Annotated in this window: 26 protein-coding genes and 1 pseudogene; 6 read left to right on the plus strand and 21 right to left on the minus strand. The window is 62.6% G+C overall.

Annotation, left to right across the window (positions count from 1 at the left end):
• Window positions 1-8: 8 nt before the first annotated feature.
• The 11 genes and pseudogenes from BJI47_RS24455 to BJI47_RS05935 all read right to left on the minus strand — a co-directional run.
• Window positions 9-161, minus strand: a pseudogene (locus BJI47_RS24455) (ISL3 family transposase); the annotation flags it as partial.
• Window positions 146-1087, minus strand: coding sequence for a hypothetical protein (locus tag BJI47_RS05890; RefSeq protein WP_088942841.1), 942 nt, complete (start codon window positions 1085-1087; stop codon window positions 146-148). The pseudogene BJI47_RS24455 and the gene BJI47_RS05890, both read right to left, overlap by 16 nt.
• 1 nt (window position 1088) lies before the next feature.
• The gene (locus tag BJI47_RS05895) at window positions 1089-2069 is read right to left on the minus strand and encodes a hypothetical protein (RefSeq protein ID WP_088942842.1); all 981 of its coding nucleotides are present in this window, start codon (window positions 2067-2069) and stop codon (window positions 1089-1091) included.
• The gene (locus BJI47_RS05900; protein ID WP_125458665.1) at window positions 2066-2359 is read right to left on the minus strand and encodes a hypothetical protein; all 294 of its coding nucleotides are present in this window, start codon (window positions 2357-2359) and stop codon (window positions 2066-2068) included. The genes BJI47_RS05895 and BJI47_RS05900 overlap by 4 nt, the downstream gene beginning before the upstream one ends.
• A 184-nt stretch (window positions 2360-2543) precedes the next feature.
• Window positions 2544-4013 carry a carboxylesterase/lipase family protein gene (locus tag BJI47_RS05905; RefSeq protein ID WP_088942844.1) on the minus strand — a complete coding sequence of 490 codons (1470 nt, stop codon included), beginning with the start codon at window positions 4011-4013 and terminating at the stop codon, window positions 2544-2546.
• A gap of 389 nt (window positions 4014-4402) precedes the next feature.
• The gene (locus BJI47_RS05910) at window positions 4403-4807 is read right to left on the minus strand and encodes an ATP-binding protein (RefSeq protein WP_176224691.1); all 405 of its coding nucleotides are present in this window, start codon (window positions 4805-4807) and stop codon (window positions 4403-4405) included.
• Between the two features lie 61 nt (window positions 4808-4868).
• Window positions 4869-6458 carry an AMP-binding protein gene (locus BJI47_RS05915; protein ID WP_088942846.1) on the minus strand — a complete coding sequence of 530 codons (1590 nt, stop codon included), beginning with the start codon at window positions 6456-6458 and terminating at the stop codon, window positions 4869-4871.
• A gap of 103 nt (window positions 6459-6561) precedes the next feature.
• Window positions 6562-7044: a YbjN domain-containing protein gene (locus tag BJI47_RS05920; RefSeq protein WP_088942847.1), complete on the minus strand. Its 483-nt coding sequence runs from the start codon at window positions 7042-7044 to the stop codon at window positions 6562-6564.
• Window positions 7041-8384 (minus strand): D-inositol-3-phosphate glycosyltransferase, encoded by a 1344-nt coding sequence (gene mshA, locus BJI47_RS05925; protein WP_088942848.1) that lies wholly within the window; start codon window positions 8382-8384, stop codon window positions 7041-7043. Before mshA ends, BJI47_RS05920 begins: the two co-directional genes overlap by 4 nt.
• 19 nt (window positions 8385-8403) lie before the next feature.
• Window positions 8404-9237 (minus strand): alpha/beta fold hydrolase, encoded by an 834-nt coding sequence (locus BJI47_RS05930; protein WP_088942849.1) that lies wholly within the window; start codon window positions 9235-9237, stop codon window positions 8404-8406.
• Between the two features lie 52 nt (window positions 9238-9289).
• A complete protein-coding gene (locus BJI47_RS05935; protein WP_254900419.1) occupies window positions 9290-10483 on the minus strand; it encodes an ROK family transcriptional regulator in 1194 nt (397 codons plus the stop codon).
• A 404-nt stretch (window positions 10484-10887) separates the two neighbouring features.
• Here BJI47_RS05935 and BJI47_RS05940 point away from each other — a divergent pair, with 404 nt between their 5' ends.
• A complete protein-coding gene (locus tag BJI47_RS05940) occupies window positions 10888-11643 on the plus strand; it encodes an SDR family NAD(P)-dependent oxidoreductase (RefSeq protein ID WP_088942850.1) in 756 nt (251 codons plus the stop codon).
• A 24-nt stretch (window positions 11644-11667) separates the two neighbouring features.
• Here the strand turns inward: BJI47_RS05940 and BJI47_RS05945 are convergent, their stop codons facing one another.
• The 3 genes from BJI47_RS05945 to BJI47_RS05955 form a co-directional block, all read right to left on the minus strand.
• On the minus strand, window positions 11668-12912 hold the full coding sequence (locus BJI47_RS05945; RefSeq protein WP_088942927.1) for an Ig-like domain-containing protein: 1245 nt from the start codon (window positions 12910-12912) through the stop codon (window positions 11668-11670).
• A gap of 82 nt (window positions 12913-12994) precedes the next feature.
• Window positions 12995-14548, minus strand: coding sequence for an MBL fold metallo-hydrolase (locus BJI47_RS05950; protein WP_088942851.1), 1554 nt, complete (start codon window positions 14546-14548; stop codon window positions 12995-12997).
• Between the two features lie 105 nt (window positions 14549-14653).
• The gene (locus BJI47_RS05955; RefSeq protein WP_088942852.1) at window positions 14654-15670 is read right to left on the minus strand and encodes a UDP-N-acetylmuramate dehydrogenase; all 1017 of its coding nucleotides are present in this window, start codon (window positions 15668-15670) and stop codon (window positions 14654-14656) included.
• Between the two features lie 57 nt (window positions 15671-15727).
• On the opposite strand from BJI47_RS05955, the gene BJI47_RS05960 reads away from it, so the two are divergent.
• The 3 genes from BJI47_RS05960 (at window position 15728) to BJI47_RS05970 (ending at window position 17683) form a co-directional block, all read left to right on the plus strand.
• Entirely contained in the window at window positions 15728-16234 is a 507-nt protein-coding gene (locus BJI47_RS05960) for a DUF2505 domain-containing protein (protein ID WP_088942853.1), read from the plus strand.
• A gap of 65 nt (window positions 16235-16299) precedes the next feature.
• Window positions 16300-16803, plus strand: a complete 504-nt coding sequence (locus BJI47_RS05965) for a DUF2505 domain-containing protein (protein WP_088942854.1) — start codon at window positions 16300-16302, stop codon at window positions 16801-16803.
• 106 nt (window positions 16804-16909) lie between these two features.
• Entirely contained in the window at window positions 16910-17683 is a 774-nt protein-coding gene (locus tag BJI47_RS05970) for a class I SAM-dependent methyltransferase (RefSeq protein WP_176224699.1), read from the plus strand.
• Here BJI47_RS05970 and BJI47_RS05975 read toward each other — a convergent pair.
• Complete coding sequence (locus tag BJI47_RS05975) at window positions 17660-18247, minus strand: hypothetical protein (RefSeq protein ID WP_088942856.1); 588 nt, start codon at window positions 18245-18247, stop codon at window positions 17660-17662. The two genes, BJI47_RS05970 and BJI47_RS05975, sit on opposite strands and share 24 nt — an antisense overlap.
• 143 nt (window positions 18248-18390) lie before the next feature.
• Between BJI47_RS05975 and BJI47_RS05980 the strand changes: the two genes are divergently transcribed.
• Complete coding sequence (locus BJI47_RS05980; protein ID WP_176224692.1) at window positions 18391-19125, plus strand: DUF2993 domain-containing protein; 735 nt, start codon at window positions 18391-18393, stop codon at window positions 19123-19125.
• Between the two features lie 39 nt (window positions 19126-19164).
• Here BJI47_RS05980 and BJI47_RS05985 read toward each other — a convergent pair whose 3' ends face one another.
• Together BJI47_RS05985 and deoC are read right to left on the minus strand one after the other, a co-directional pair.
• The gene (locus BJI47_RS05985; RefSeq protein WP_088942857.1) at window positions 19165-19800 is read right to left on the minus strand and encodes a maleylpyruvate isomerase family mycothiol-dependent enzyme; all 636 of its coding nucleotides are present in this window, start codon (window positions 19798-19800) and stop codon (window positions 19165-19167) included.
• 67 nt (window positions 19801-19867) lie between these two features.
• Window positions 19868-20518, minus strand: a complete 651-nt coding sequence (deoC, locus tag BJI47_RS05990; RefSeq protein ID WP_088942858.1) for a deoxyribose-phosphate aldolase — start codon at window positions 20516-20518, stop codon at window positions 19868-19870.
• A gap of 98 nt (window positions 20519-20616) precedes the next feature.
• Between deoC and purU the strand changes: the two genes are divergently transcribed.
• Window positions 20617-21504 carry a formyltetrahydrofolate deformylase gene (gene purU / locus BJI47_RS05995; RefSeq protein WP_088942859.1) on the plus strand — a complete coding sequence of 296 codons (888 nt, stop codon included), beginning with the start codon at window positions 20617-20619 and terminating at the stop codon, window positions 21502-21504.
• An 11-nt stretch (window positions 21505-21515) separates the two neighbouring features.
• On the opposite strand, the gene BJI47_RS06000 is transcribed toward purU, so the two are convergent.
• The 4 genes from BJI47_RS06000 to BJI47_RS06015 form a co-directional block, all read right to left on the minus strand.
• Entirely contained in the window at window positions 21516-22541 is a 1026-nt protein-coding gene (locus tag BJI47_RS06000) for an alpha/beta fold hydrolase (protein ID WP_088942929.1), read from the minus strand.
• 132 nt (window positions 22542-22673) lie between these two features.
• Complete coding sequence (locus BJI47_RS06005) at window positions 22674-22976, minus strand: DUF2516 family protein (RefSeq protein WP_088942860.1); 303 nt, start codon at window positions 22974-22976, stop codon at window positions 22674-22676.
• A 55-nt stretch (window positions 22977-23031) separates the two neighbouring features.
• Window positions 23032-23829 carry a heparin-binding hemagglutinin gene (locus tag BJI47_RS06010; RefSeq protein ID WP_088942861.1) on the minus strand — a complete coding sequence of 266 codons (798 nt, stop codon included), beginning with the start codon at window positions 23827-23829 and terminating at the stop codon, window positions 23032-23034.
• Window positions 23822-24367: a helix-turn-helix transcriptional regulator gene (locus tag BJI47_RS06015; protein WP_088942862.1), complete on the minus strand. Its 546-nt coding sequence runs from the start codon at window positions 24365-24367 to the stop codon at window positions 23822-23824. Before BJI47_RS06015 ends, BJI47_RS06010 begins: the two co-directional genes overlap by 8 nt.
• Between the last annotated feature and the right edge of the window lie 61 nt (window positions 24368-24428).

Consider the following 24428-nt stretch of genomic DNA (forward strand, 5'->3'; position numbering starts at 1 on the left):
GCCGCGGTGGAACGCCCCGGGGCCATGGCCGGCAAACGAGCGGGAAAGGTCCCGTCGTGGACCGGCGTCAGATCCAAGATCGCCGTGACGAAACTGGGTTCGCCGTGTCCACGCACGTGTCTCCACTTGTGCTCGTCCACGCCGATTATGCGGACCCCGTCGATAGGCTGGAGAGCCGAAAACGAGTAGACAATAGGGGCGGGCGCAGCATCTCGACGGCGTCCGTTCGCGTCACTGCTGTTCGCTCATCAGGGTTTTGACGCATAAAGTTCACCAGCGCCAGCAACATGTTCGGCTCGGACACCATGTAGTACGCGAGCACGACCAGTTCTCCTTTCTGATCCTGTCCGACACACGTGTCGTCAAGGACGGCGTCGTGATGGCTCAGACGAATTATCGGGTTCGCGACCGACTTACCGACGTGGACGACATAGTCATCGGCAACGACGTCGTCGATGTCTTCCCATGGCAGAAAACTGTCTACAACCTGCACTCGACCGAACCGCCATTTCGCTACCGTCCTGTGAAGTCCGCTTTCGAAGATCGACATGGTCACAACATTGCGTAAGAGCACAAGCAGTAGCATTGCGGCCAACAGAACGACGCCGGCTGCACCGGCGATCATTGCACCAGTACGACCGTCACGACCAGCAGGTAGAAGTGTCGAGCCTTGGCCAACGGCCCATGCGAAAACTGCCGCGAACCCGTAGGTCATCGCCCCAGCCAGAACAGTCAACATGGCTGCGTAGGCCAGTCTTTGCTGTCCGATCTCGACGCCTGTCCCGTAGAGGGGGTGATCACAGCCTCTCACGCGTCGAGAAAGTGACACGTACCGAATACCAGCTGTGCCCGACATGTGTGCAGCCATGATCACGAACACGATGGCGAGACCGACGAATCCGGCAGTGGCCAGCCAACTTCCGTTGGCAACTCCCTTGAACAACGCTACGAAAACCAGTATGGCGAACGCCGCAATGAACACTGCACTCGAGAAACCCGTCCACCGAATCCTCTGCGGCCACCGTGGAATCCACTGCAGCACTGGAAGATCTGTGCGAGGTTGCTGATAGTCCCTTTCAGAACCCATGTCAATCCCACAGATTCTGCATGACTTTGGAACCGCCCCAGGCAACGAGACCGCCCAGGGCAGCACCAACGCCAACGCCAATCGCAGTGCCCACGACAGGAATCGGGATGAACGTTCCCACTACTCCACCGGCGACCGACCCGACCAAATATCCACCGGCCGCCGCGGCTCCTTCCGTCACGATCGCCGCGGTCGGACTCATCCCTCCGGCGATATCATTGTGAATCGCTGGTATGACTCCAAGAACTGCCCCCGCGGGGCCAAATCCCTTCCCGGTCAGTTTGCCCACATCGTCGACCGAGCTCACCGCCGCACTGGTCAACCCCTTCCCAGTCACGTCAGTCATCACACCAACTGTCGCTGAAGCGAAGGTAGCTGGATAGTCGGGCTGCCACGAGAATCCACCGTCGACATCCTCTACGACACTCCCGTTGCTGCTCAGAAGTGCCAGGTCCTGCGCGATTGCAATGTGTACTGCCAGCCTCGACGAGACGCCTTCCGCGGCCGCTTCGGCTTGCCGCAAAGCCTCGAGCAACTGTCGCGTCAATTCGGCCGCCTCCAACTGCAATGCCAATGCAGCATCTTCAAATGCCGGGCCCGTAATTACTGCACACAGTGCGATCATTTTGTCTGCGCTTACCATGCCGGAAGCTTCGACATCGAAGCATCGCGTTGTAGCGTCAGACACCACCTCAACGACGCGGTTCCGAACACCGTCGACAATTCCACCGGACCCAGTGAGTTCATCGGCAACGGATTGAAGGAGTTCCGCTACCGAACTCACCAGAGAGCACTCGCCAACTACTCTCTCGGCTGCGGCAATAGCTGCTTCACCATGCCAGGTATCGGCAAGTGCATTCTGCTCCTGCAGAACACCCGCACGCTGAGAGTCCAAGGCAAAAGCAATTCCGCCCAACTGCCGTCCGGCGTTGATCAGCGACGCCGGACTCCAACCCGAAACTTCGGCAACCGTTGGCGTCATCGACCGGTATCCATCGATTGCAACTTCGAAACGAAGTCAACTTCCGTCGTGTCGTAGGTCCCGGCGACGCCTCTGGCCACACGCGCCACTGCCTCCATACGTCCCGATAGCCCGAGGACGGCGGTGGCTGTCACACCAGATGCTGCTGCAACCGTGGCTTGGAAACCGGTGCCAGGAAGCGCACACTCAACTTCAGCGAACGGTGCTAGTACGTTCTGGCTCTCGAGCGCTGCGCTTGCGCTGCTGAGATATGCAGCGAACATGCGCAAAATTTCAGTATCGACCTTCAACGATTCTCCCCAATCGTGATCCCGAAAGGCACTCTAGCTCGAGTACAAACGTTCGCAACGAAAGCGACGAACTACCCCGCACATAGGGTCGCAGGGTACTTGAATGAGAGACGATCTCGATGACGCTGTTCAAAACGCGACTTTCGCAGTGTTCAGCAGTTGCGAGACCGCCACATGATGCCGATCAGCGCACCCCCGACCATAGTTCGCGCGTCGTCGCCCTGGGATCGTCGACGACGCCGGACTGCTCACCGAACATCATGACCGAACGCTCGCTACCGTAAGGAGTCCACCCCGGAGTGCCGTCGCGCACGAAATCGACCCAGGCTCTGTGCATTTCGCCGGCCAGATTCTGCGGTGGGCCGGTTCCGGTGATTCGTTCGCTTCGCTCCAGCGCGTCGAACACGAAACCGATCTCCAAGGCATGGCACGCGCCGAGGTTGCCGTCGTACAGCGTTGACCGCCAAGTGAATTCGTAGACGAATGCCTGCCCGCCTCTGGCCTCGACGACTCGTAACGCCGGCAATCGGAAGAACCAGTCGGTCATCACCGCGATGAGAAGCTCACCCGGAGATGCGTTGGGTGACTGCGCGGCATACTCGGCAAGCGCGGCATCGACGTCGGCGCCATACGCGCGGAGCGCGAGGCGCAGGCGGGCTTCGTCGACGTACTGGGTCACCCCGGCTGGAACGAGGAAGAACGCGAACTCCTCACTGGTAGTTCCGATGAGTAGGTCGACGTCGGCACCGGCGCCTTCCACGATTCGCGTATACGGCAACTCTGGAACGATATCCCCGTCGATGTAGGGCTCGAACGGCATTGCGTTGAAAGCGAGTTCGCCCCACGCACCGGTAGGCGCCTCGGCAGTGATGCGGTCACCGAGGTCTCGTTGCGCATCCACGAGAGTGTCGACGGGGACCGAACCGAACCCCTCGACATCGGCGCTCACCCCTACCGCGTGGGCCAGCGCAGTAGAAACTTTGACTGCCGTTGCTTCGGAGATGACGTGATGACCGGCGCCGCTCTGCAGGATCGCCCGGCAAAACAACCCTTCCGCGCGCGGCATCGACAACAGCGTCCCGATGCTCATTGCTCCGGCGGACTCCCCCGCGACAGTCACTTTCCCCGGATCGCCCCCGAACACTCCGATGTTCTCACGTACCCACTCCAGCGCTGCGACCTGGTCGAGCAGCCCTCGGTTTGCCGGCGCACCCTCGATCCGTGCGAAACCGTCGGCTCCGAGTCGATAGTTGATGACGACAGCGACGATCCCGTCGCGGGCGAAGGCGCTGCCGTCGTAGATCGGTACTGCATTGCTGCCGTTGACGAATGCGCCACCGTGGATCCACACGAAGACCGGCAAATGGGTCTCGGCAATATCCGGCGTCCAGATATTGAGGTTGAGGCACTCTTCGCCCGGCACCACCGGCTCACTGAGAATAGTGCTGGTCGGCGGCCGATAGCCGATCTTCGGTGCCGTCGCGCCGTAAGCAACTGCATCACGAACGCCCGCCCACCTCGGCGGAGGCGTGGGTGCCGCGAAGCGGTTCGGCCCGAAGGGTGCTTCCGCGTAGGGAATTCCGAGGAACGACGTGACAGCGCCGACGCGTTGTCCGCGCAACCGGCCCTGAGCGATCTCGACAGTGACATCCATCCCTCATTGGTACCCGAACAAGTGGGCATGGTGTTCCGGTTGCGCGGTTTTCAGGCGGGATCCCGACTCGTGGTTCGTCTCGGTGGAACACCATGCCCACGCCGGTCGCCCAAAGCTCACCCCCGGCGGACGGCCTCGACGACCACGTCGTGAATCGGGGTACGGCGGCCGTCGGGTGCCGTCGATTCTCGGTGTGATTCGGTAGCGGCGACGACCTCCCACAGGACAGGGTCGAGGCGCGCCGTGATGCCGGCGGCAGTCGCAGAGGCCGACGCGGGTGGATTTTCGTCACCATGACAGGGAACTCGAAGATCCGCTTGGCGTAACGCTCGATCTCGGGAGTCAGACCCGCGCGCGGTAAACCTGCCCCCACCAACGTAATCGGCAACTCACGCAGGAACGAGCCCGAAGGACTGCAGCACTGCGGCTGCGCGAGTGGCAGCCTCGCCCCACCGTGAGCGCGGCGACAGTCCGAGTAGGGCTCCACGCAATTCGAACGTGAGTTGACGGCGAAACGCGTCGTCTTCGCGTTTGCTCACCTCGATATCGATGATCACCCAGTTCCGCGCACGCGCCCTCTCCACGCAATCGCGCAACAGTGCCGTCTTGCCAACCCCGCGTAGCCCGACCACGAGCATCGAACGCATGGATCGTTGCCGCTCCAGCCCGGTAAGCAGCGCGTCGAACAAGCTTTGTTGTTCGGTTCGACCGATCAACGCCCGTGGTCTTGCCCCCGCGCCAGGCGTGTACGGATTGCTTGTCCCCACTATGACGACGCCCCTAGAAGTCCCCACCAACACACAGCGCACCCCGCTCCTCGCGGAACGGGGTGCGCTTGTTCTCAATCTGCTGTTGCTACTTGCCCGACTCCGCGGCGCGAAGGTCTTTGCGCAGAATCTTGCCTGCCGCGGACTTCGGCACAATATCGATGAATTCGACCTTGCGCACCTTCTTGTGCGGCGAGACACGCTCGGCGACGAAGGCCATCACGGCGTCCGCGTCGATCTTCGCATCGGCCTGCAGCACGATGAATGCCTTCGGAACCTCTTCGCCTGCTTCGTCGATGACTCCGATGACGGCCGCGTCGGCGATATCCGGGTGCGTCAGCAGTAGCGCTTCCAGCTCTGCGGGCGGCACCTGATAGCCCTTGTATTTGATCAGTTCCTTCAGGCGATCGACGATGTACACCACGCCCTCGGCATCGACGACGGCGATGTCGCCGGTGTGCAGATAGCCGTCGGCGTCGAGTGTTTCAGCTGTCGCCTCGGGGTTGTTGAGGTAACCGACCATTACGTTCGGGCCCTTGACCCACAGCTCGCCGGGCTCCGAGCGCCCCTCGGTCGGAAGAGCGATCTCTTCGAGCGTCCCCGGGTCGACGATCTTGTTGACGGTGTTCGCCAGCGGCAGCCCGACCGAGCTCAGCGGCATGTCGTCGCGGTCGAATGGGATGGCATGGCTGACGGGGCTGAGTTCGCTCATCCCGTAGCCCTGACGAACCCGTGTGTTCAGACGCTTGGCGACGGCCTTGCCGAGCTCCTCGTCGAGCGGGGCAGCACCGGAGAAGATGGTGTGCACGCTGGAGAGGTCGTACTGGTCCACCATCGGGTGCTTGGCCAACGCCACGGCAACGGGAGGTGCGATGAAGAGGTAGGTGAGCTTGTTGTCCTGGATGATGCGCAAGAATTCGACGAGGTCGAATTTCGGCATTGTGACCAGGCGCGCACGTAGCTTCAACGCGATGTTGAGCAGAACGGTCAGCCCGTAGATGTGGAAGAACGGCAGCAACGCGAGGATCGCGTCGTCGGTGTCGATACCGACGCGAGGTTCCATCTGGGCAACGTTCGCCACGAGGTTGCGGTGCGTCAGAATCACGCCCTTCGGGACACCGGTCGTGCCCGAGGAGTACGGCAGCACGGCGATATGTGTCGACGGATCGAACGACACCTCCGGCGCGGGCGCACCCTGCGTCAGCAGGTCCCGCAGACTGGGGTGGCCCTCTGCACCGTCGAGAACGATGATGTGATCGTCTGCCATACCGACCTTCTCGGCTGCGACCTTGGCCTGTGGGTACAGCGGTGAGACGGTGAAGAGGAACTTCGCGCCGGAGCCGGTGAGCTGCTTGGCGATGTCCTCGGCCGTGTAGAGCGCGTTGATCGTCGTTGCGGTACCACCGGCGCGCAGAATGCCGTGCAGTACCGAGGCGAAGGCAGGGACGTTCGGCGAGTGCAGCGCTACGACGTCACCGAGTTCGAGACCGCGGGCCGCGAGGGCTCCTGCTATGCCGTCGATCTGCCCGATGAGTGCCTTGTAGGTGGTAACTGCTCCAGAGCTACCGTCGACGAGCGCAGGCTTGTCGAGATCAGCCTCCGCGATGGACCCGAACAGATAGTCGTAGACACTGAGGTTCGGGATCTCGACATCGGGAAAGGGGCTGTTGAAGCTCATGGCTCTCCTTCGAACACGCTTACGGCAGACTCCCGAAATCCTACAGTGAACCCCGTCACAATGGGCGATAGGCCTGTTGGAAACCGGTTGTCGGCCACGCCGATCAGTCGTCGATGAGATGCTCGAACGCCGCGAGATTGGTCAACGGTTCTCCGCGCGAAACACGCCATGCCCATTCACGTTTGATGGATTCGGCGAAACCGAGTTCGAGTAGAACATTGAAGTCACCGTCGGCCGCCTCGAGAACCTGGCCCAGCACCCGGTCGATCTCGTCCCCGGTCACCGCGTGCAACGACATTCCACCGACGAGGTAGATGTCGCCTACTTTGTCGATCGTGTAGTGCACTCCGTACATTCTGCGGTTGCGTCGGAGGAGGTACTTGTAGACCCCTTCGAAGTTCTCGTCGGGCTTGCGGCACACGAATGCCTCGATGCGAACACCGTGCCGACCGACCGTGAGCATCGTCGTGGTTTTGAGCTTCCGCTCACCCGGCAACTCGACGATGAAGGAACTGTCGTTCTTGCGTTGATAATCGAGTCCGCGCTCGGTCAACACCTCGTCGATGAGAGTGATCGTGTCGCTCATGCCGTGACGGCTCCTGTTCGTCGTAGTTTCCAGAGTCCCCGAGATCGGCGCGGCGAGAATTCACTCGTCGCTTCGTGCCGATCGAAGTGGAACTTGGCGGCCCGGTAGCTTTCCATGAGGCCTTCGGCGGTGCGCTCCCACGAGAAGTCCGCAGCGTGAATCGGGGCGGCAGATGCCATGCGCGCGAGGGCAGTACGGTCGCGCAGCATGCTTCCCAACGCAGTGGCCCAGTCCTCGGTGCGGTGCCCCTGCACCAACACACCTGTCTCGCCCGATCGGACCGCGACTCCGAGACCGCCTACATCGGCGGCAATCACCGGGGTTCCGCATGCTTGCGCTTCGATGGCAACCAGTCCAAAGGACTCGTTGTAACTCGGAACGGCTACCACATCAGCGGCGCGATAGATCTGCGCGAGCTTCTCCGAGCGCTGTGGCGGCAGAAACGTCACCCGAGCCGAAATACCCAGTGCTGCCGCCAGTTCGATGAGACTGTCGGGCCGGTCCAGACCGCTACCCGACGGCCCACCGACCACGAGGATCCGAAGCGGCACACTCGGGTCACGTGAGAGGAGCTCGGCAGCGGCCCGGAGCAATACATCGGGTGCCTTGAGCGGTTGAATCCTGCCGACGAACGCGACGACCGTCTCACTCGGGTCTATTCCGAACTCCGCGCGGGCTGCTTTCTTCTCACCTGGTCGGTACCTGCTCAGATCGGCACCGGGCGCAACGACGTCGATCGAATCCGGTGACGCCCCGTAGATATCGATGAGCTGCTGGGCCTCTCCCGAGGTGTTGGCGATCAACCGATCCGCCTCGGCCACGACCTGTTGTTCACCGATCTGTCGGGCTGCTGGTTCCGGGGAGTCACCCGCGGCCATCGATGCATTCTTGACGGCGGCGAGCGTATGAGCGGTGTGCACCAACGGCACACCCCATCGATCGCGGGCAAGCCAACCGACTTGCCCGGATAGCCAATAGTGGGAATGGACGAGGTCGTAGTATCCGACGTCGTGACGCGCTTCTTCGCGAAGGACACCTGCCGCGAATGCGCACAACTGCGTCGGTAGATCCTGCTTGTCCAGGCCCTCGAACGGCCCTGCCACGATGTTGCGCACCAGGACACCTGGTGCTGCCTCGGTGACCGGTTCGTCGGCCGAGGACGTCGCCCGGGTGAAAATCTCCACCTCGACGCCGCGCTTGGCCAGCTCTTCAGCGCTCTGAAGCACATAGACATTCATGCCACCGGCATCACCCATGCCGGGTTGTGCCAGTGGAGAGGTATGCAGAGACAGCACCGCAACCCGGTTCAACTGGCGACCACTCACCGTTCCAGTTTGCATTCCCCCACAGTACGGACGTTCACAGCCCCTCGATGAAGGCCCCGACCTCCGCCACGAAACGAGCAGGGTCGGTGACGAACGGACCGTGGTCGACACCCTCCCAGTACGACTCGGTGACCTGCGGGATCAACGACGCTGCGTGCCGTCCGGACGAGACGTCGACGACCGTATCGGCGGTTCCGTGCAGGACGAGGGCGGGCACCTCGAGGCTGCTCAGGAGATCATCGTGGGAGGCCGTCCGGTCGAACAACGCAGCTCGGACGCGAGGGGGTGTCGCGAGAGTGAGCCCGAAGAGTTGCTGCGCCTGCGCGCCCTTCCCCTCGACCGGACCGGTGAGTGCATTTCCGAAGCTACCGAGTGCACGAATGGCGACGCTCGGCACCTCCGACATGGCATCGGGGATCGCCGCGCGCATCGAACTCCCGACTTTTCCGCCGGCTTCCCCTCGGCCGATACCGGTGATCGCGCCCACGAGTACGACGCCCGCTGCCGCCGCGCTCCCGTGCTCGGCGAGATAGTCGCAGATCACCAGACCACCGTAGGACCAGCCGAGTAGAACTGCATTCGCTTCTATTGCCTCTGCGGTGAGGACTGCGTGGACGTCGCCAGCCCAATTGAGGGGGTCCGCGTACCCGTCGGCAGGCGCGTCCGAGTACCCGTGTCCACGCAGATCCACGGCAATCAACCGGTAGGAGTCGGCCAACCCGTTCAGCACGCCCTCACCCCAGCACACCGAGGACTGCGCCCATCCGTGCAGCAATACCAACGGTCGAGCGGCAGGATCACCCGAAACTCGGTAGACGATGCTGGTGCCGTCGATGCTGGATGCCTGCCGAACTTCGCTCGTTGCCATGGTGCCATTGTCGCCGAGACCTGCTCTCGACTCGCCAGCGGCCCGATACCGATCAGGCTGCGGCCCGACGCATGGAGGCGAGCGGATCGGAGTACACAGAACTGAGCGAGACCACCGCTGCCGCGAACTCTTGTACCTTGCTCCCGAAGCCGGTAATGCGAATATCCCTGCGCGGCAACGTCGATGATCGTGCGAACGCCGCTGCGACGTGTGGGATTCCGGCGGGATACTCGGTGAACGCCTGGCCACCGAGCATGACGCGATCCGGGTTGAACAGATCGCGCAACAGACCGACGGTCTTTCCGAGTGCCTGCGCTCGCTCGGTCAGCACCTCCTGCGCTCCGAGCGATCCGTTCTGCGCGAGCTGATGCAGCGCCGCAACCGACCGGCGCGGATCGTCCGCCGTCAACACACCTCGCTCGACCGCCGCGGCCACGACCGCTCGGTCGCTGACGGTGGCTTCGAGGCATCCGCGACTGCCACAGAAGCACTGCGCATTCGATCCGGTCGGCACATGCGCGATCGATCCCGGGCCGGTCGACGGAGTGTGGACGCGTCCGTCGATGGTCAGCGCGATTCCGGCGGTTTCACGGGCGTAGAAGTACAGGCTCGTTCCGGCCGTGACCTCGTCGGTCCGCACCGGCGCCAGCAACAGCTCCGACGCGGCCATGGCTTCGACGTGCCCTGACACGGACACCGGAAGCCCCAGTCCCCCACCGACGACCGTCCCGACCTGAGCCCCTTCCCACCCCAGTCGTGGATGGTCGACCGAGCCGGTTGCCGTATCGACGCGACCACCCACTGCAACTCCCACCCAGAGCGGGGTGCGGCGATGCCACCGCGCAACGAAGGCACCTGCGCTACGGGTGATGGAGGCAAGTGCAGACGGTGCCGACCCTGGAGGCGTCGGAATCTCGACAGCGCCGAGAATGCGACCACGCAAGTCGCTGATGACGACCTTGGTGACCACGGCACCGATGTGAATCCCGATGGTGGCGTACGACTCGTGGTTGATCTCGAACGGTATCCGCGGACGTCCGACGGCACCGGAGGCGGTGAGGTCTGCTCGCTCACGAAGAAGTCCGACGCCGAGCAGTGCGGATACTTGACGGTTGACGGTTGCGATGCTCAAGCCTGTTGCACGAGCAGCACTATCACGTGAAATCGGGCCTTCCGTGGAAGCGACACGAAGGACCGATGCAGCAGGGTTGTCCGCGATCCTAAGATCCGGAGCGACCACCTGCACACCTGCCCTCGGCGGTGCGGACGATGCCGCGAGCGTGGGAGTGGATCGAGCGTTGCGCCGCAATGGAATCGGCGTCGTAGTAGGCAAAATGGCGATAGACACAGTGTTCGGTCCTCAGCAATGACCCCGTCTTCGCGAGACAGGTGGTGCATGAAACTCGAGGCAGAAGACGCGCAACACGACGCGATTCAGCCAGGCGAGTGCGGAAACTAGCGGCAGGTTCCGAGACCGGGACAACACAGTTCCCTGGGAAGTGGCAGCCGAGACCCCAGGGCGACGGTCACATAGGTGACCCGCAACGCGTGGGTGAGGCTTGCGGACATGGGGGTAAAATTAGCACTGCACGGTCATTTCACCAATCCCGGGTCCGGTATGCAGGCGAAATCGGCGTCTAGGATCGATGCATGACATTGTCCGAAAACATTTCGCCCGACGCTCGCATTGCCGTCGTCACCGGCGCAAGCTCAGGAATCGGCGAAGCCACTGCTCGCCAGCTCGCCACCCAGGGGTACCACGTCGTCATCGGGGCACGTCGACTCGATCGACTCGAAGCGGTTGCCGCCGAAATCGGCGGCACTGCACTGGAACTCGATGTGACGGACGAGGATTCGGTGGCCGCGTTCACGGCAGTGATCCCCAGGGTTCACGTGCTGATCAACAATGCCGGCGGTGCCAAAGGACTGGCACCTGTCATCGACGCCGATCTCGAGGACTGGCGCTGGATGTGGGAGACCAATGTTCTGGGGACCCTGCGCATCACCAAGGCGCTGCTGCCCAAGTTGATCGAATCAGGCGACGGGCTCGTGGTGACCATCACCTCGGTTGCAGCCTTCGAGGCTTACGACAACGGGTCGGGATACACCTCGGCCAAACACGCACAGGCGGTGCTGCATCGCACCCTGCGCGGCGAATTGCTGGGCCAACCCGTCCGGCTCACCGAGGTCGCGCCGGGTGCCGTCGAGACCGAGTTTTCGCTGGTGCGATTCGATGGCGACGAGGCCAAGGCCGGCGCGGTGTACCAGGGGATCACCCCTCTCGTTGCGCAGGACATCGCCGAGGTGATCGGCTTCGTGGCGTCGCGTCCCTCGCATGTGAATCTGGACCAGATCATCATCAAGCCACGTGATCAGGCGGGTCCAGGGCGCTTTTCCCGCACGTAGCCCTTCCGTAGCCGGGTCCGGTAACTAGTTTGCCGGGACCGGCGCCGGAGTCGCTGCTCCAACGGGCAGCTCGGACATCGACTGCCACGTCGGCCAGTCGATCGCCCAGTCGTACAGGTCTCCGTCCGCGGCGGAGAGGTCGATGCGCGTACCGGTGACCTCCACCGGGTCGCCGTACAACGCGGTAGCGAAATACTGCTGAGCATCGGCGTCCGAGAGGTTGATGCAGCCGTTGGTGACGTTGGATGCGCCCTGAACTCCAGTGGTCAGCGGATTGGCGTGGATGAACTCGCCGTTGTTCGAGATTCGCACTGCCCAGCGTTCGCGCACATTCTCGTAGAACGGCGGGTTCGACATGAGGAAATCCTCGTGCTTCTCGGTCACCACATGGATACCGCTGCGCGTCACATTGCGTTCTTCGTCGCCCTCGCCGTAGCTGACGGGGATGTCCATGACGGTCTGGCCGTCACGGACGACCTGCATACGGTGACTGGTGGCATCGGCTTTCACCACCTGACTGCGCCCGACAGCGAAGTCGATGGACACATCGTCGGCGCCGTACGCGCCGTCGCCGTAATCCAAGCCGTACAGTTTCGCCTCGACCGATACCGCGGTACCGGGAGCCCAGTAGTTCGTCGGACGCCAGTGCACACGCGAACCGTTGTCATCGGGAAACCAGGCCCAGGCACCGGGCGTCGGCGGGTCGGTGGTGACCGTCAGAGCCTTCTCGACCGCCGCCTTGTTCTCGATCGCCGAATCGAACTTCAGAATGATCGGTGCCGCGATGCCCACCTCTTGGCCGTCACCGATGTTGGTGCTGACCGAGGTACGGCTGTCCGGCTCGACCGTGGTGAAGCTTGCCTCGACTGCGACGGACTTACCGTCGGTGCCGACTGCAGTGCCCGCCCAGCTGTAGGTGACGCCGTAGCCGAGAGGCTCGGTGACGGCATACGACGCCTTGTCCGGCGCGAGGGCACCCTGGACTAGTTTGCCGTCCACGTTGGTGAGCGAGACATCGCCCAGTGTCCCGTTCTTCACCGACACCGAGATCGGCGCGATAGGACTGACATCCTCGGCGCCGTCGGCGGGAGTCGAGGACACCTCGGCGACGGGAGCCGCCTCGGCCGCCGGCGCTCCGTTGGAGGAGCCCGCGTCGTTGCCGCCGATGGTGCAGCCCGAAACCAACGCCGCCAATGCCGCGAAAACCGTGATCAACCACAGCAATCGCGTTCGATTTGTCCGTTCTACCTGCGTATGCACGCTTTCCAACGTACCCGCGGCAATCGCCGTCAGGCCTATCCGAGCCGCCGATGCGGGCAGATTCACATCGAATTCACTTCGGCACGAACCGTCAGTCGAGCTTCTTGGTCCTCAGCTCGTGCCCATTCGATGTCAGGCAACGTCCGGTGTCGAGGTTCCAGTCCCACCCGTGCAAATTGCAGGTCAGCTTGTTGCCCTCGACGATTCCGAACTTCGACAGATCCGCCTTCAGGTGTGGGCAACGACGCTGGATCTCGTAGCCGTCCTTGACGATCGTCGCGGTGTCGTCGTGCGCTTCGGCGAACCAGCCGTCCGCGTACGCAATGCGCTCGTCCGTCAAACATTTGAAGAATGTGTACAGGAACTCGTTGTATCCGCCGACTCGGCGGGCCCGGAAGCGTGTGGACAGGAAGATCGAGTTGACCCAATCGGGTTCCTCGTCCCGAACGGCTGTGCGAACCAGCTCGGGCGCGATCGTGAAGCTGTAGCGGAACCGTTCCTTCGCGATCGGCTCACGCACGATCCGTTTGGGAAAATCGAGTACGACGGTTTCTTCGCCGAGCATCATCGCAACCGGGTAGCCGATGCCATCGCAAATCTGATCGGACTGAATCATGATCGGTTCGAACAAGGCGCGAAGCGGCTCGAGCAACAGCTCACCCTCGGCCGGAGCCCACGCAGCTTTCTCCGCGGCGATGACCCCAGCTTGACGCTGGGCATACGCCTCGATGTAGTCGGCCTTGCCGGTGGTGAAGATCGCCTCGACCTCCTCGACCGGAATCGGATGCTCGTGCGCGAGCAGCTCACTGCCTTCGAAGGTCGAGGTGGTTCCCGGCATCATCAACAGACCCTTGTCATGGCCGTTGCGACGCATCTGGTCGAGGAAGACCATCTGGTCCGGGAAGATGTTCGAAGGATCTTCGTAGACGTCGTTGAGGAACCGCAATTCGTCGTCGAGGAAGCACGGCGGCCCAGCGGACGGAATGACCCAGGTGGCGTCGATCTGCTCGATGTACTGACGCGCACGGTCCATCTGACGCTGACGCTTCTGTTCACCGAACGTTCGCTTCGCGCGCTCGACCATGTCGTAGACCATCGGGTACCAGATGGCCCCGGAGTACTGCAGCATGTGCACGTCCACGTGCCCGAACTGCTCGGTGAGGACATCGAGGTCGACCGGCCGAGCGTCGTTCATGTTGAAAGCGACGGTCTTACCGTCGGACACCACGAGTCCCGAGTCGCCGATCGGGCCGTCCGCGGGTGCGCGGAGCGCGATGATCATGATGTCCAGCTCGCCCTTGGGGCCGGACACCGTGTGCTTCACCGACGTGGTGGTCTCGAAGAATTTGTGGAAGCCGAGCTTCTCGAGCTCGTGCCGAAGGTCCGGGACCGGATAGTCCGGCAACAGTACGGTCGTGTCCTTGTTGACGTGCTCGGCCAGGTTCTTCGGGTCGAAGTGATCCTTGTGCAGATGCGAGACGTAGAGGTAGTCGCAATCGCCGAGAACGTCCCAGTCCAGCTGTGAGTTGTCGGGGAAAGGGAACCACGAGGTGAAGTAGGCGGGGTTCACCCACGGATCGCACAGAATGCTGCCGGCATCGGTCTGAATATGAAATCCGGCATGCCCGACGCTTGTGACCTGCAAAGAAATACTCCTTTTTCATGAGTGGTATCCACAGCCTGCACACTCGCAACTGCTGTAGATCAGAACTCCCATGTATCTGCTTCGATGGTAGGCCGAGTGATGCGCTCAGTTGAGCGAGCAACCGACCAAATCGCATTCGGGGACCAGTGTGATGCCGAACTCGGCTTCGACACCGTCACGAATGTGTGATGCGAATGCCATGACATCCGCTGTGCGTGCACCGCCCCGGTTGGTGACGGCCAGGACGTGTTTGGTCGACAGTGAGACGGTCCCTGCACCGAATTCACGGCCGTACCCGTGCGCGAAGCCTGCGTTCTGGATGAGCCAAGCAGCGTGCACCTTGATACCCGACGGGTCGGGGTACTGCGGCGCGCGCGCCGCCTTGGCCGGAACCTCGGTCATCACCGGATTGAGAAAAAACGATCCGACACTCCAGGTGTCATGGTCCGCGGCGTCGAGCACCATGCCCTTCTGCCCGCGCAGATCCAACACTGCTTCACGGACTTCCTTGGCAGGGACCGTGTCGCCGATGCTCACGCCGAGTCGATCGGCCAGGCCTGCATACCGGACCGGATCCGAGGATTCGGACCGACGAAGATTCATCGTGGTATCGACGATGACGTACCTGCTCGAGTGCTTGAACACCGATTGGCGATGTAATCCGAACCCACACCGATCCGGCATCCAGGTCGCTGTCTTACCGGTCTCACGGTCGTACACGGTCAAGCTCTCCAACACATCCGACGTCACCGTGCCGTACGCGCCGACGTTCTGCACAGGCGTCGCACCGGAAAGCCCTGGGATACCCGAGAGCGCTTCGAGTCCGGCCAATCCCTCGTCCAGCGAGGCGGCCACCACCGAATCCCACGACGTCCCCGCAGCCACCCAGAGCGACTCACCGTCGATCCGCATCCCCTGCGTCTCGACCTTGACGACCAGGCCGTCGAAGCCGTCGTCGCCGACCACGAGGTTCGATCCTCCGCCGACGAGGAGCACTGGCGTCCCCGATGCATCAGCATCCTGGACCAGGGAGACAAGCTCGTCACTGTTGGCGGCGACGGCGAACTCGCGGGCCGGGCCGCCGACACGCATCGTGGTGAGCTCGGAAATTGCAGTGGGCACGGGAACCCAGGGTACCGGTCTCACATGGCAGTCCGAGCCACCCGGTAATCTCCGCGTATGCCTCGCCCCATCGCGCACAGCGCGTCTGTTCCCGCACCCGTCGACAAGGTGCACGCCGCGCTCGTGTCCGAGCAGTACTGGAAAGACCGTATCGAGGAGATCGGCGGCCCCAGCGCACGCCTGGTCAGCGTGCATGCGATCAACGGGACGATCAGCGTCGTCATGTCCCAATCCATCCCGGAAGAGGAACTGCCCGCTGCCGTCACAGCTTTCAAGAAGGGCCCGCTCGTCATCGAGCGCACCGAATCGTGGGGCCCACTCGGTGGAAACCGTGCCGAGGGGAAATTCGGCGCCACGGTCGAAGGTGCTCCCGCCTCGGTCTCCGGAGCCACGCTGCTCGAGGGAAGCGCCGAGGCTTCGACCATGTCGTTGTCCGGCACCACTGAGGTGAAAGTTCCGATCTTCGGCGGAAAGATCGAAGCCATGATCAGCGAGCAGGTCCTCTCGCTCATCGACAACGAGCACGGATTCACCGCGAAATGGATCGCCGAAAATCTGAGCTGACCGGACATACCGGCGGGTAGGCACCCTGGCCAGGCCCGCCGACGTAGCCGGTACCCTGTTGCACTATGGCTCGCCGCATGAACTACTCAGCCCGGTTCACCCACTCCACCGAGCAGGTGTACGCCGCGTTGTCCAGCCGCGATCACTGGGACGCTCGTATCGAGGAGATGAAAAAGTACTCCCACAACGAGCTGAAAAGCTTCGAGGTAGGAGACGGGGGAATCGACGTCGTGATGCACCACATCATTCCGCGGACCGAACTACCGGACATCGCGCAGACAGTCCTCAAAAAAGACATGATCATCACCCGGAACGTGCACTTCGATCCATTCGGCGAGACCACATCGGGCAAATACGATGCCTCCATCCCGGCCGGCCCCGGCAGCCTGAAAGGTTCCACCTCCCTGTTCGCGACCGAAGCCGGATCAACCCTTCGAACCTCCTCGGAAGCAAAAGTCTTCCTGCCGTTCATCGGTAGCAAACTCGAGCAGCTCATGCTGGTCAACCTCATCGACCTGTGGCGCGGTGAGGGCGAAGTGACAGCCGACTGGCTTGCGCAGAACTCCTGACCACCCCAGCCGTTCCGCAGGCTCCACTCCTGCCTCTCATGGTCGTTCCGCAGGCTCCACTCCTGCCTCTCATGGTCGTTCCGCAGGCTCCACTCCTGAAGGCGTCATAACCAGAGGCACTACCGGAATCAACCGACTCCGTCGCAGCGATCGGTGGCTCACCCACAGTGTGGCCGTGCGGCACACGCTCATCGAGGCATCCGATCCGCTCGTCGTCGATCTCGGCTACGGAGCGCGACCGGACACCACTCTGGAGATGGCCCGACGGCTACGAACGATCCGGCCCGATCTGCGCGTCACCGGACTCGAAATCGACCCCGCTCGCGTGGTGGACTCGGTCGAGGGCGTGAATTTCGCCCGCGGCGGCTTCGAAATGGCCGGACTCCGCCCGAACCTCGTTCGCGCATTCAACGTGCTTCGGCAGTATCCAGAAGAAGCTGTGCCCGAAGCCTGGTCGCGCATTCTGTCCGGTCTCGCGCCCAACGGACTGCTCGTCGACGGCACCTGCGACGAGCTGGGGCGACGCTGCGCATGGGTCCTGCTCGACGCGCACGGACCGATCTCGCTGACCCTCGCATGGGATCCGTTCACCGTGGCCATGCCCTCGGATATCGCCGAACGGTTACCCAAAGTGCTCATTCACCGCAATGTCCCAGGCGAACCCATTCACCGACTACTACAGGCCGCGGATCGCGCCTGGTCGACGGCAGCGCCGCTGGCACCGTTCGGCCCGCGAGTGCGGTGGCACGCCGCGCTGAGGCAGTTGGCCGGCAACGGAGTACCGACGGTGCCTCCTCGTCGACGGATGCGGGACAACATTCTGACTGTGCCATGGGACCTCGTGCGGCCCAACCACTTAGATGCAGGCGGAGAGAGCTAACTCGATGCGCTCGGAGACACGGTCGGATCCAGCAGTGGCTTCCTGATACAACGCTCCTGCGTCGACGCGACCGATGGCGACAGCGTCACCGACGACCTCGTCGAGGGTTATCTGGGAAATTCCGCCTCCCGCGAGGTCGAGGACCGTGCGGATCGGCGTGGTGAGCCGAAAGGTGCCCGTCGACTCGAATTCGTGGGGTTCGAGCTGCAGCCGATGAACGGCGAGGCGGGTGTCGGTGAGACGTAGGTCGGTAAAAGCTGATACGTGTACGAACTGCGGATGCAGGTGACCGAATCCGTGTAGTTCCGCCGCACTCTGATGCGAGATGACGGCATCGCCGCCGAACCACGCGCACCACATCGCGAACTGCTCGAGGTCGCTGCGAGGCCAATTGCTGAGTCGACAGAGGTTGCGCTCGACTCGCATCCAGTCACCGGCGACGAAGTTGGCGTGGAGCGCCGAGTGACCGAACCCGAGGCCTTCGGCCTGCTCGGTGGTGAAATATCCGTCCTGACTCGCCGCGAGACGGCGCAGTTCGGCGGCGCTTCCTTCTATCGTGCTCATGCACTAGACAGTACGTTAAGGTGTGTTGCAGGTCACAAAAACTGTCGCATGGCTTGTATCGAAGTTCTACTTCCAAGCCTCCGACGCGCCGCATCAGCCAGATTCACAGAGCTCTTTCAGATTCTTCGGGAAGACTGCTGCGAATGACACGAAGCAAAACTCCCCTGATCTTGGTGCTCGTTGCCGTCCTGGTGGTCGCGGCGCTGCTCGGCGGAGAACTGTTCTTTCGTCAGCAGATCAAATCTTGCCTGGCAAGCCAGCTCGAAAGTGAGATCGGCAGTCAAGTCGACGTCGGGCTCGGCTGGAAACCGATCCTGATCTCGTTGATCGACAAGCAGGTCTCCTCGGTGACTCTGGACAGCAACGACGCACGGTTCGGGCCCGCCGAAGGCATGACAGTCCACGCCGAGGTCAACGACGTGAACCTCCAGCAGAGCGCAGAGAGCAACGGCACGATCGGTTCGTCGAGCGCGGACATCGACTGGTCCACGGCAGGCATCGCGTCGACGCTGCAGTCGCAGGGCATCGGAGCGCTCGTCACCGGTGTCACGAGCGACGCAAGTGCTGGGACGTTGTCCTTCGCAGTCGGCGGGCTCGCCGAACTGACCGTCAAGCCGGTCGTCGCAGGCAGCAGTGTGGACGTTCAGACCGTCGGCGCGTCGATTTTGGGACTCGGAATCCCAACCGACCTGGTGAACAGCATCGTCGGGGTTCTGTCGGACAGCTTGCAGCAGTATCCACTCGACATGGCGCCGACCTCGTTGACCGTCACCGATTCCGGAATCCAACTGACCTTGCAGGGAGATCAGTACACCCTTCCGCCCGTTTCGGCGGACCGGACTCAGCAGACGCCCGAGGGCTGCTCCCTGATCGCCTGACCTGGGGCACGGGGTCGAAGCAGACCCCGCGCTACCTCGTCACTCGGCCGACTTCGCAAGATGTTCGACGCCCGGTCCGGTGACATCCGCAAGGGCCGAAGTTCGGCCGGTGAGAACGAGCATCAGTGATGCTGCTGGGCCTTGAACGATAGGTCCGCTACCGAACGTCCAGTCGAGGTCGGTGGCTTTCCAGTGCAGTGTGACGTCCGAGGTCGGAAATATGCCGCGCGAAGGTGCGCTCGTAATGAAGTCGAGCACCGCGACCTGACGTTCGTCGGTAATTCGATGCGCGATGTGCAGCGGACGACGAATGTCGTGGCCGTGCACGACAATGTCGGTGAGTGGCGCCATCGGGCCTTTACCCGGTGGGGTGAACCGACTGGCCGCATTTCGAAAAAGTAATTCGGGGAGGCGTGCGGAGTACCGTCGGCCCGCACGCCTGGCCGTGAGCCGATTTGCGCGGTGGAAATTTCCGCGCGCTCGCACCATCGTCAACCCGGACCTCCAGACCGGGGTGACCAACGGAACAACAAGGTGCGCGACAACGTCTTTCACTGTCCACTCGCTGCACAGCGACGGCGTTGCCCACTGTTCCGAACTCAGATCCCACACCGTTGCTGCCAAAGCACGACGCTCCTCCGCGATCGCGGAAAAGATTTCGTCATCGCTACTCATCTTCGGAGGATAAGCGGAAAGGTCCGAACAGTTACCGCAGTTCGACGAAGTTTCGAGAGATCAGGACTCAAAGACCGTCCAACACGGCTCGCGTCCCGGACAGACCCAATCGCGTTGCACCTGCTTCGATCATGGCCAACGCCGCTTCGGTCGTCCGGATTCCGCCGCTGGCTTTCACCCCGAGCCTGCCCCCTACGGTGGCGGCCATCAACTTCACCGCCTCGACACTCGCGCCTCCGGCGGGATGAAATCCCGTGGACGTCTTGACGAAACTGGCGCCTGCCCTCTCCGCCGCCACACAGGTTTCGACGATCGCTTCCTCCGGCAGTGCGGCCGATTCGATGATGACCTTCAGGATCGTCGACGGGCCGATGGCTTCACGAACGGTCAAGATGTCGGCGAGCACCGCGTTGTAATCTCCCTCGATCGCCGCACCTATGTCGATCACCATGTCGACTTCTCGGGCTCCCTGATCGACTGCCAGGCGCGCTTCCGCGCCCTTGACGAGGGAATGATGCTTGCCGGAAGGAAATCCGGCCACGGCGGCGGTCACCAGACCCTCGGCACGGATGGGCAGCATCGACGGCGAGACGCAGACCGCGAGCACGCCGAGGGCGCGGCCCTCGACGATCAGGGCCTCTACGTCTGCACGGGTCGCTTCCGGTTTGAGCAGCGTGTGGTCGACCATGCGGGCCAGTTCGGCGCGGGTGAGAGACATGGAAGCAAGCCAACCACAGCCCGACGGCCGAGGAGGACTCGCGCGCTGCGAGCACACTGGTGGACTCTGCCGTCCGGACCACCTGAGACAATCGAGAAATGAGTACCGCTGCTGTCGCCGACGACCGTCGCTACGTCCTGACACTCGGATGCCCCGACCGCACGGGCATCGTCGCCAAGATCTCGACATTCCTCGCCGACGTCGGTGGTTGGATCGTCGAGGCCGCGTACCACGCTGATCCGGACACCGACTGGTTCTTCACTCGGCAAGCAGTCCGTGCGTCTTCGGTCAATATGAGCATCGAAGAATTACGGGCCCGCTTCGAGTCCGTCGCCGCCGAGATCGGCCCGGAAACCGAATGGACACTTCATGATTCGGGCGAACGTAAGCGTGTCGTCATTCTGGTCAGCAAAGAAGCGCACTGCTTGCACGACCTGCTGGGGCGCGCGGCCGGCGGCGAGCTTCCTGCCGAGATCTCCGCAGTGATCGGCAACCACAAGTCTCTCGAGTCGGTTGCGACCGCGCACGGTGTCCGGTTCCATCACGTCCAATTCGCCAAGGACCCCGCTGAGCGCGGCCCTGCTTTCGACGAAGTCCGTGACCTCGTCGACTCGTACGATCCACATGCCGTCGTACTCGCTCGGTTCATGCAGGTACTACCCGAGGAACTGTGCGCTCATTGGTCGGGCCGTGCCCTCAACATCCATCACAGCTTCCTGCCGTCGTTCGTCGGCGCGCGTCCGTACCACCAGGCATTCGCACGCGGTGTGAAGCTGATCGGGGCAACCTGCCACTACGTGACCGCCGAGCTCGACGCAGGCCCGATCCTGGAGCAGGACGTCATCCGCGTCGACCACTCCGACGAGGTCGCGGACATGGTCCGACAGGGTCGCGACATCGAAAAACTGGTTCTGTCCCGTGGACTACGTTGGCACCTCGAGGACCGAGTCCTCGTTCACGGCAGGAAGACCGTCGTCTTCAGCTGAGGCGCCAGACATCAGAGAAGCCGCAGGCGCAATACCTCTTCATTGAACGCGTCGATCGCCTCGACGGAGCTCATGTGCCCGATTCGCGGTATCTCGATCAGCTTGCTGAGGTGATCGTGGCTCTCCAACGCCTTCGCCAGCTTGCGCGCTTGCACCGGTGGCGTCAGCCGATCCGCGGTACCGACCAACACGCTCGTCGGCACGCTCATGTTTGCCAACGCGTCGTGAATATCGAGTTCGGTCAACGCAGCTCCCCAGATGCCCCGCGTCCGAGGTTGGCACTCGATCACAATTTTTTCGCAGAAAGCGACCTCTGCCGGTGTCGCCCCCGGGGCCATCGAGACGTACTTGATGGCCTGTCGCGTCACCGGCGACGGCCGAAGTGGCACCGCCGACCCGAGTACGACGCGTGAAAGTGGCAACGGGACTCGACGAAAACGCTCCGGGAGTGGAATTACCGTTGTCTCGCGTACGAGACTGTCGGTGGCAGTGCTTGCGAGCAGTACGGCGCTGACGAGTCGGTCGACCTGCTTCGGGTAGCGGCCGGCCCACGCCATGATCGACATGCCACCCATACTGTGCCCGACCAGAACGGCTTTGTTGTCCTCGGTGACGGTGGCGGCCAGGACGTCCGCGAGGTCGTCGGCCAGGACGTCGGGCCCGAGCAATCTGGTGCCGACGTCGCTGCGACCGTGGCCGCGCTGGTCGTACACGATGACCGAATAGTTTTCGGCGAACGCGTTGATCTGCGGGATCCAGTAGTCCGCCGAACATGTCCACCCGTGACTGAAGACGATCGGTGGAGCATCCGGGTCGCCGTAGACGCGCACGTGAAGTTCTGCGCCGTCATCGGTGACGACTGGGACGATGCGGGGAACGCTTGTCGGCGTCCGCAGTAGGGCGTCCGGGGCCGCGTCGGTGGTCTTTGTGATCGAAGTGCGGGCTCGCCGCCGCACGAGGTAGACACCGATTCCTGCCGCGGCAGCCAATCCCCCGATGCCGAGGACGGCACCTTCTACAGCTCTACGTGAAACCACGAACCGAACTCCTTCGATATTGGTGACAGGACTGATCGATACGACGCAGCCGAGTGCTTTGCGTCGTATCGAATCTGTACGGGTCACACGCGTGCGCCAACGGTCCGGCCGTGCAGCAACGCCGTGGTGCAGCTACCAGCGCGGTCCGCGCTGAATGCTGTCCACCTTCGGCCGCACGTCGATCAGGTAGACGCACACTGCGACCACACCGATCAGGCCGATGAAGTTGATGGCTCCGAAAACGAAGATGACCAGCAACGCCACGATCAGGATTGCGAGCCACACAGGCTTGGTCAGCTTGTCCACCGCGGTGAAGGCGTCGGGCCGTTGCCTGACGGCGTGGAACACCGCGTAGGCAGCACCGCCGAGCGCGATGAAGCGAAGGACGAGAAGGATCCACGAAGTGAGACTGTCGACGGCTAACACGAGACCCATACTACGCAAAACGCCCCCCACACCGCTCGATGCAGGGGGCGTTCAGCGGTGAAAGTCAGCTAGTGGACTTCTTTGCAGGCACCTTCTTGGCGGGCGCTGCGGTCTGCTGGGCTGCGGTGGCAGGCGTGGGAGTCGAGGCCGACTCTGCCTTCTTCACCGGAGCGGCCTTCTTCAAGGGAGCATCCACGTTGCCGCGAGTCTTGGACTCGACCTTGCCAGCAGTTCCGCTGATTTTCTGCGAGGCGTCGGTGGCAGCTTCCTTGGCGTTGTCGCCGGCCTCGTCGATCTCGTCGGCCAGTTCTTCCGCGGTGTCGCGGACCTTGTCCGAGGCAATGCCTGCGAGTGCAGCGGCACGTTCACCGACGGCGCGCGTCTGCGAAGCAACGGTTCCCAGAGCTTGCTCGGTGAGATCGACGACGTCATTGGCTGCGGCGTTCGCACGGTCGAGGCCTTCTTCGACAGCCGGTGTGCGACGGATGCGCTCGACGGCCTCTTCGCCGCGCTCGGCGAGCGAGGTGTAAAGATCCGATGCGACCTTCAGGTATGCCTCGGCCACCTTGCGCAGCTCGTCCTGAGTGAAACGCTCACGCAGGTCAGCGATCTCGTCCGGAAGTTCGGCGGGCAGCTTTGCGAGGCGCTCACGAAGACCCTCTACGCCCTCGGACACATCTTCGGACAGGTCGGCAATCCGGGCCCGTGCGGTGTCGACACGCTCGGTGACCTCGGTGCCGCGGGACTCGGCGCGCGAACGAACCTGAGCTACGACGTCCGCGACGGCCTGGACAACCGCGTCGCCTGCGCCGACTGCGGCGTACAGCGGGGTCTGTATATCGAAGTTTTTGGGATCAGTCATGAGAAGACTCCTGTGTGGGTGATTCTGGGTCTGTTGACACATCTGGTTCGGGCGGCGACGACGGTTCTATCGAAGCTGCGTCGCTCGAATTACGCGCTTGTTCGTTTTCACGACGAAACGAGTCGTAGATTTCGATCAGCACGTGCTTTTGCCGTTCGGTGATCTCGGTGTCGCCGAGCAGCGTGTCTCGAACCGGACCGTGTGGACGTTCTTCCAAGAACCCGGCCCGTACGTACAGAGCTTCCGAGGACACGCGCAGACCCTTGGCGATCTGCGCGAGCACGTCGGCGGAGGGTTTACGAAGCCCGCGTTCGATCTGACTCAAATACGGATTGCTCACCCCCGCCCTCGAGGCGAGTTGCCGCAAGGACACCTGCGCGGCCTCGCGTTGCGAACGGATGTAACTGCCGATGTCCGATGCTGCTGTGGTCACGACACTGGCGACGAGATCACTCGCCTCCGCCACGACCTCCGTAGCTTCGGAGACCTTGGCGACTATCCCCTGATTGTCGGTCTGATCATCATTGCTGGGGGTCATGTTCACTACTCGTTCCTACATCGAAACTTGTGGTCTCGGCGTCGAGCCCAACCATACCGAG

The sequence above is a fragment of the Rhodococcus sp. 1168 genome (assembly GCF_002091955.1).
GTDB lineage: Bacteria > Actinomycetota > Actinomycetes > Mycobacteriales > Mycobacteriaceae > Rhodococcoides.

Coding starts and splice junctions, on each gene's coding strand:
- BJI47_RS05890 (WP_088942841.1), bottom strand. CDS start 1,087: ATGGGTTCTGAAAGGGACTATCAGCAACCTCGCACAGATCTTCCAGTG.
- BJI47_RS05895 (WP_088942842.1), bottom strand. CDS start 2,069: ATGACGCCAACGGTTGCCGAAGTTTCGGGTTGGAGTCCGGCGTCGCTG.
- BJI47_RS05905 (WP_088942844.1), bottom strand. CDS start 4,013: ATGGATGTCACTGTCGAGATCGCTCAGGGCCGGTTGCGCGGACAACGC.
- BJI47_RS05915 (WP_088942846.1), bottom strand. CDS start 6,458: ATGAGCTTCAACAGCCCCTTTCCCGATGTCGAGATCCCGAACCTCAGT.
- BJI47_RS05920 (WP_088942847.1), bottom strand. CDS start 7,044: ATGAGCGACACGATCACTCTCATCGACGAGGTGTTGACCGAGCGCGGA.
- mshA (WP_088942848.1), bottom strand. CDS start 8,384: ATGCAAACTGGAACGGTGAGTGGTCGCCAGTTGAACCGGGTTGCGGTG.
- BJI47_RS05930 (WP_088942849.1), bottom strand. CDS start 9,237: ATGGCAACGAGCGAAGTTCGGCAGGCATCCAGCATCGACGGCACCAGC.
- BJI47_RS05940 (WP_088942850.1), top strand. CDS start 10,888: ATGACATTGTCCGAAAACATTTCGCCCGACGCTCGCATTGCCGTCGTC.
- BJI47_RS05960 (WP_088942853.1), top strand. CDS start 15,728: ATGCCTCGCCCCATCGCGCACAGCGCGTCTGTTCCCGCACCCGTCGAC.
- BJI47_RS05965 (WP_088942854.1), top strand. CDS start 16,300: ATGGCTCGCCGCATGAACTACTCAGCCCGGTTCACCCACTCCACCGAG.
- BJI47_RS05975 (WP_088942856.1), bottom strand. CDS start 18,247: ATGAGCACGATAGAAGGAAGCGCCGCCGAACTGCGCCGTCTCGCGGCG.
- BJI47_RS05980 (WP_176224692.1), top strand. CDS start 18,391: ATGACACGAAGCAAAACTCCCCTGATCTTGGTGCTCGTTGCCGTCCTG.
- BJI47_RS05985 (WP_088942857.1), bottom strand. CDS start 19,800: ATGAGTAGCGATGACGAAATCTTTTCCGCGATCGCGGAGGAGCGTCGT.
- deoC (WP_088942858.1), bottom strand. CDS start 20,518: ATGTCTCTCACCCGCGCCGAACTGGCCCGCATGGTCGACCACACGCTG.
- purU (WP_088942859.1), top strand. CDS start 20,617: ATGAGTACCGCTGCTGTCGCCGACGACCGTCGCTACGTCCTGACACTC.
- BJI47_RS06005 (WP_088942860.1), bottom strand. CDS start 22,976: ATGGGTCTCGTGTTAGCCGTCGACAGTCTCACTTCGTGGATCCTTCTC.
- BJI47_RS06010 (WP_088942861.1), bottom strand. CDS start 23,829: ATGACTGATCCCAAAAACTTCGATATACAGACCCCGCTGTACGCCGCA.
- BJI47_RS06015 (WP_088942862.1), bottom strand. CDS start 24,367: ATGACCCCCAGCAATGATGATCAGACCGACAATCAGGGGATAGTCGCC.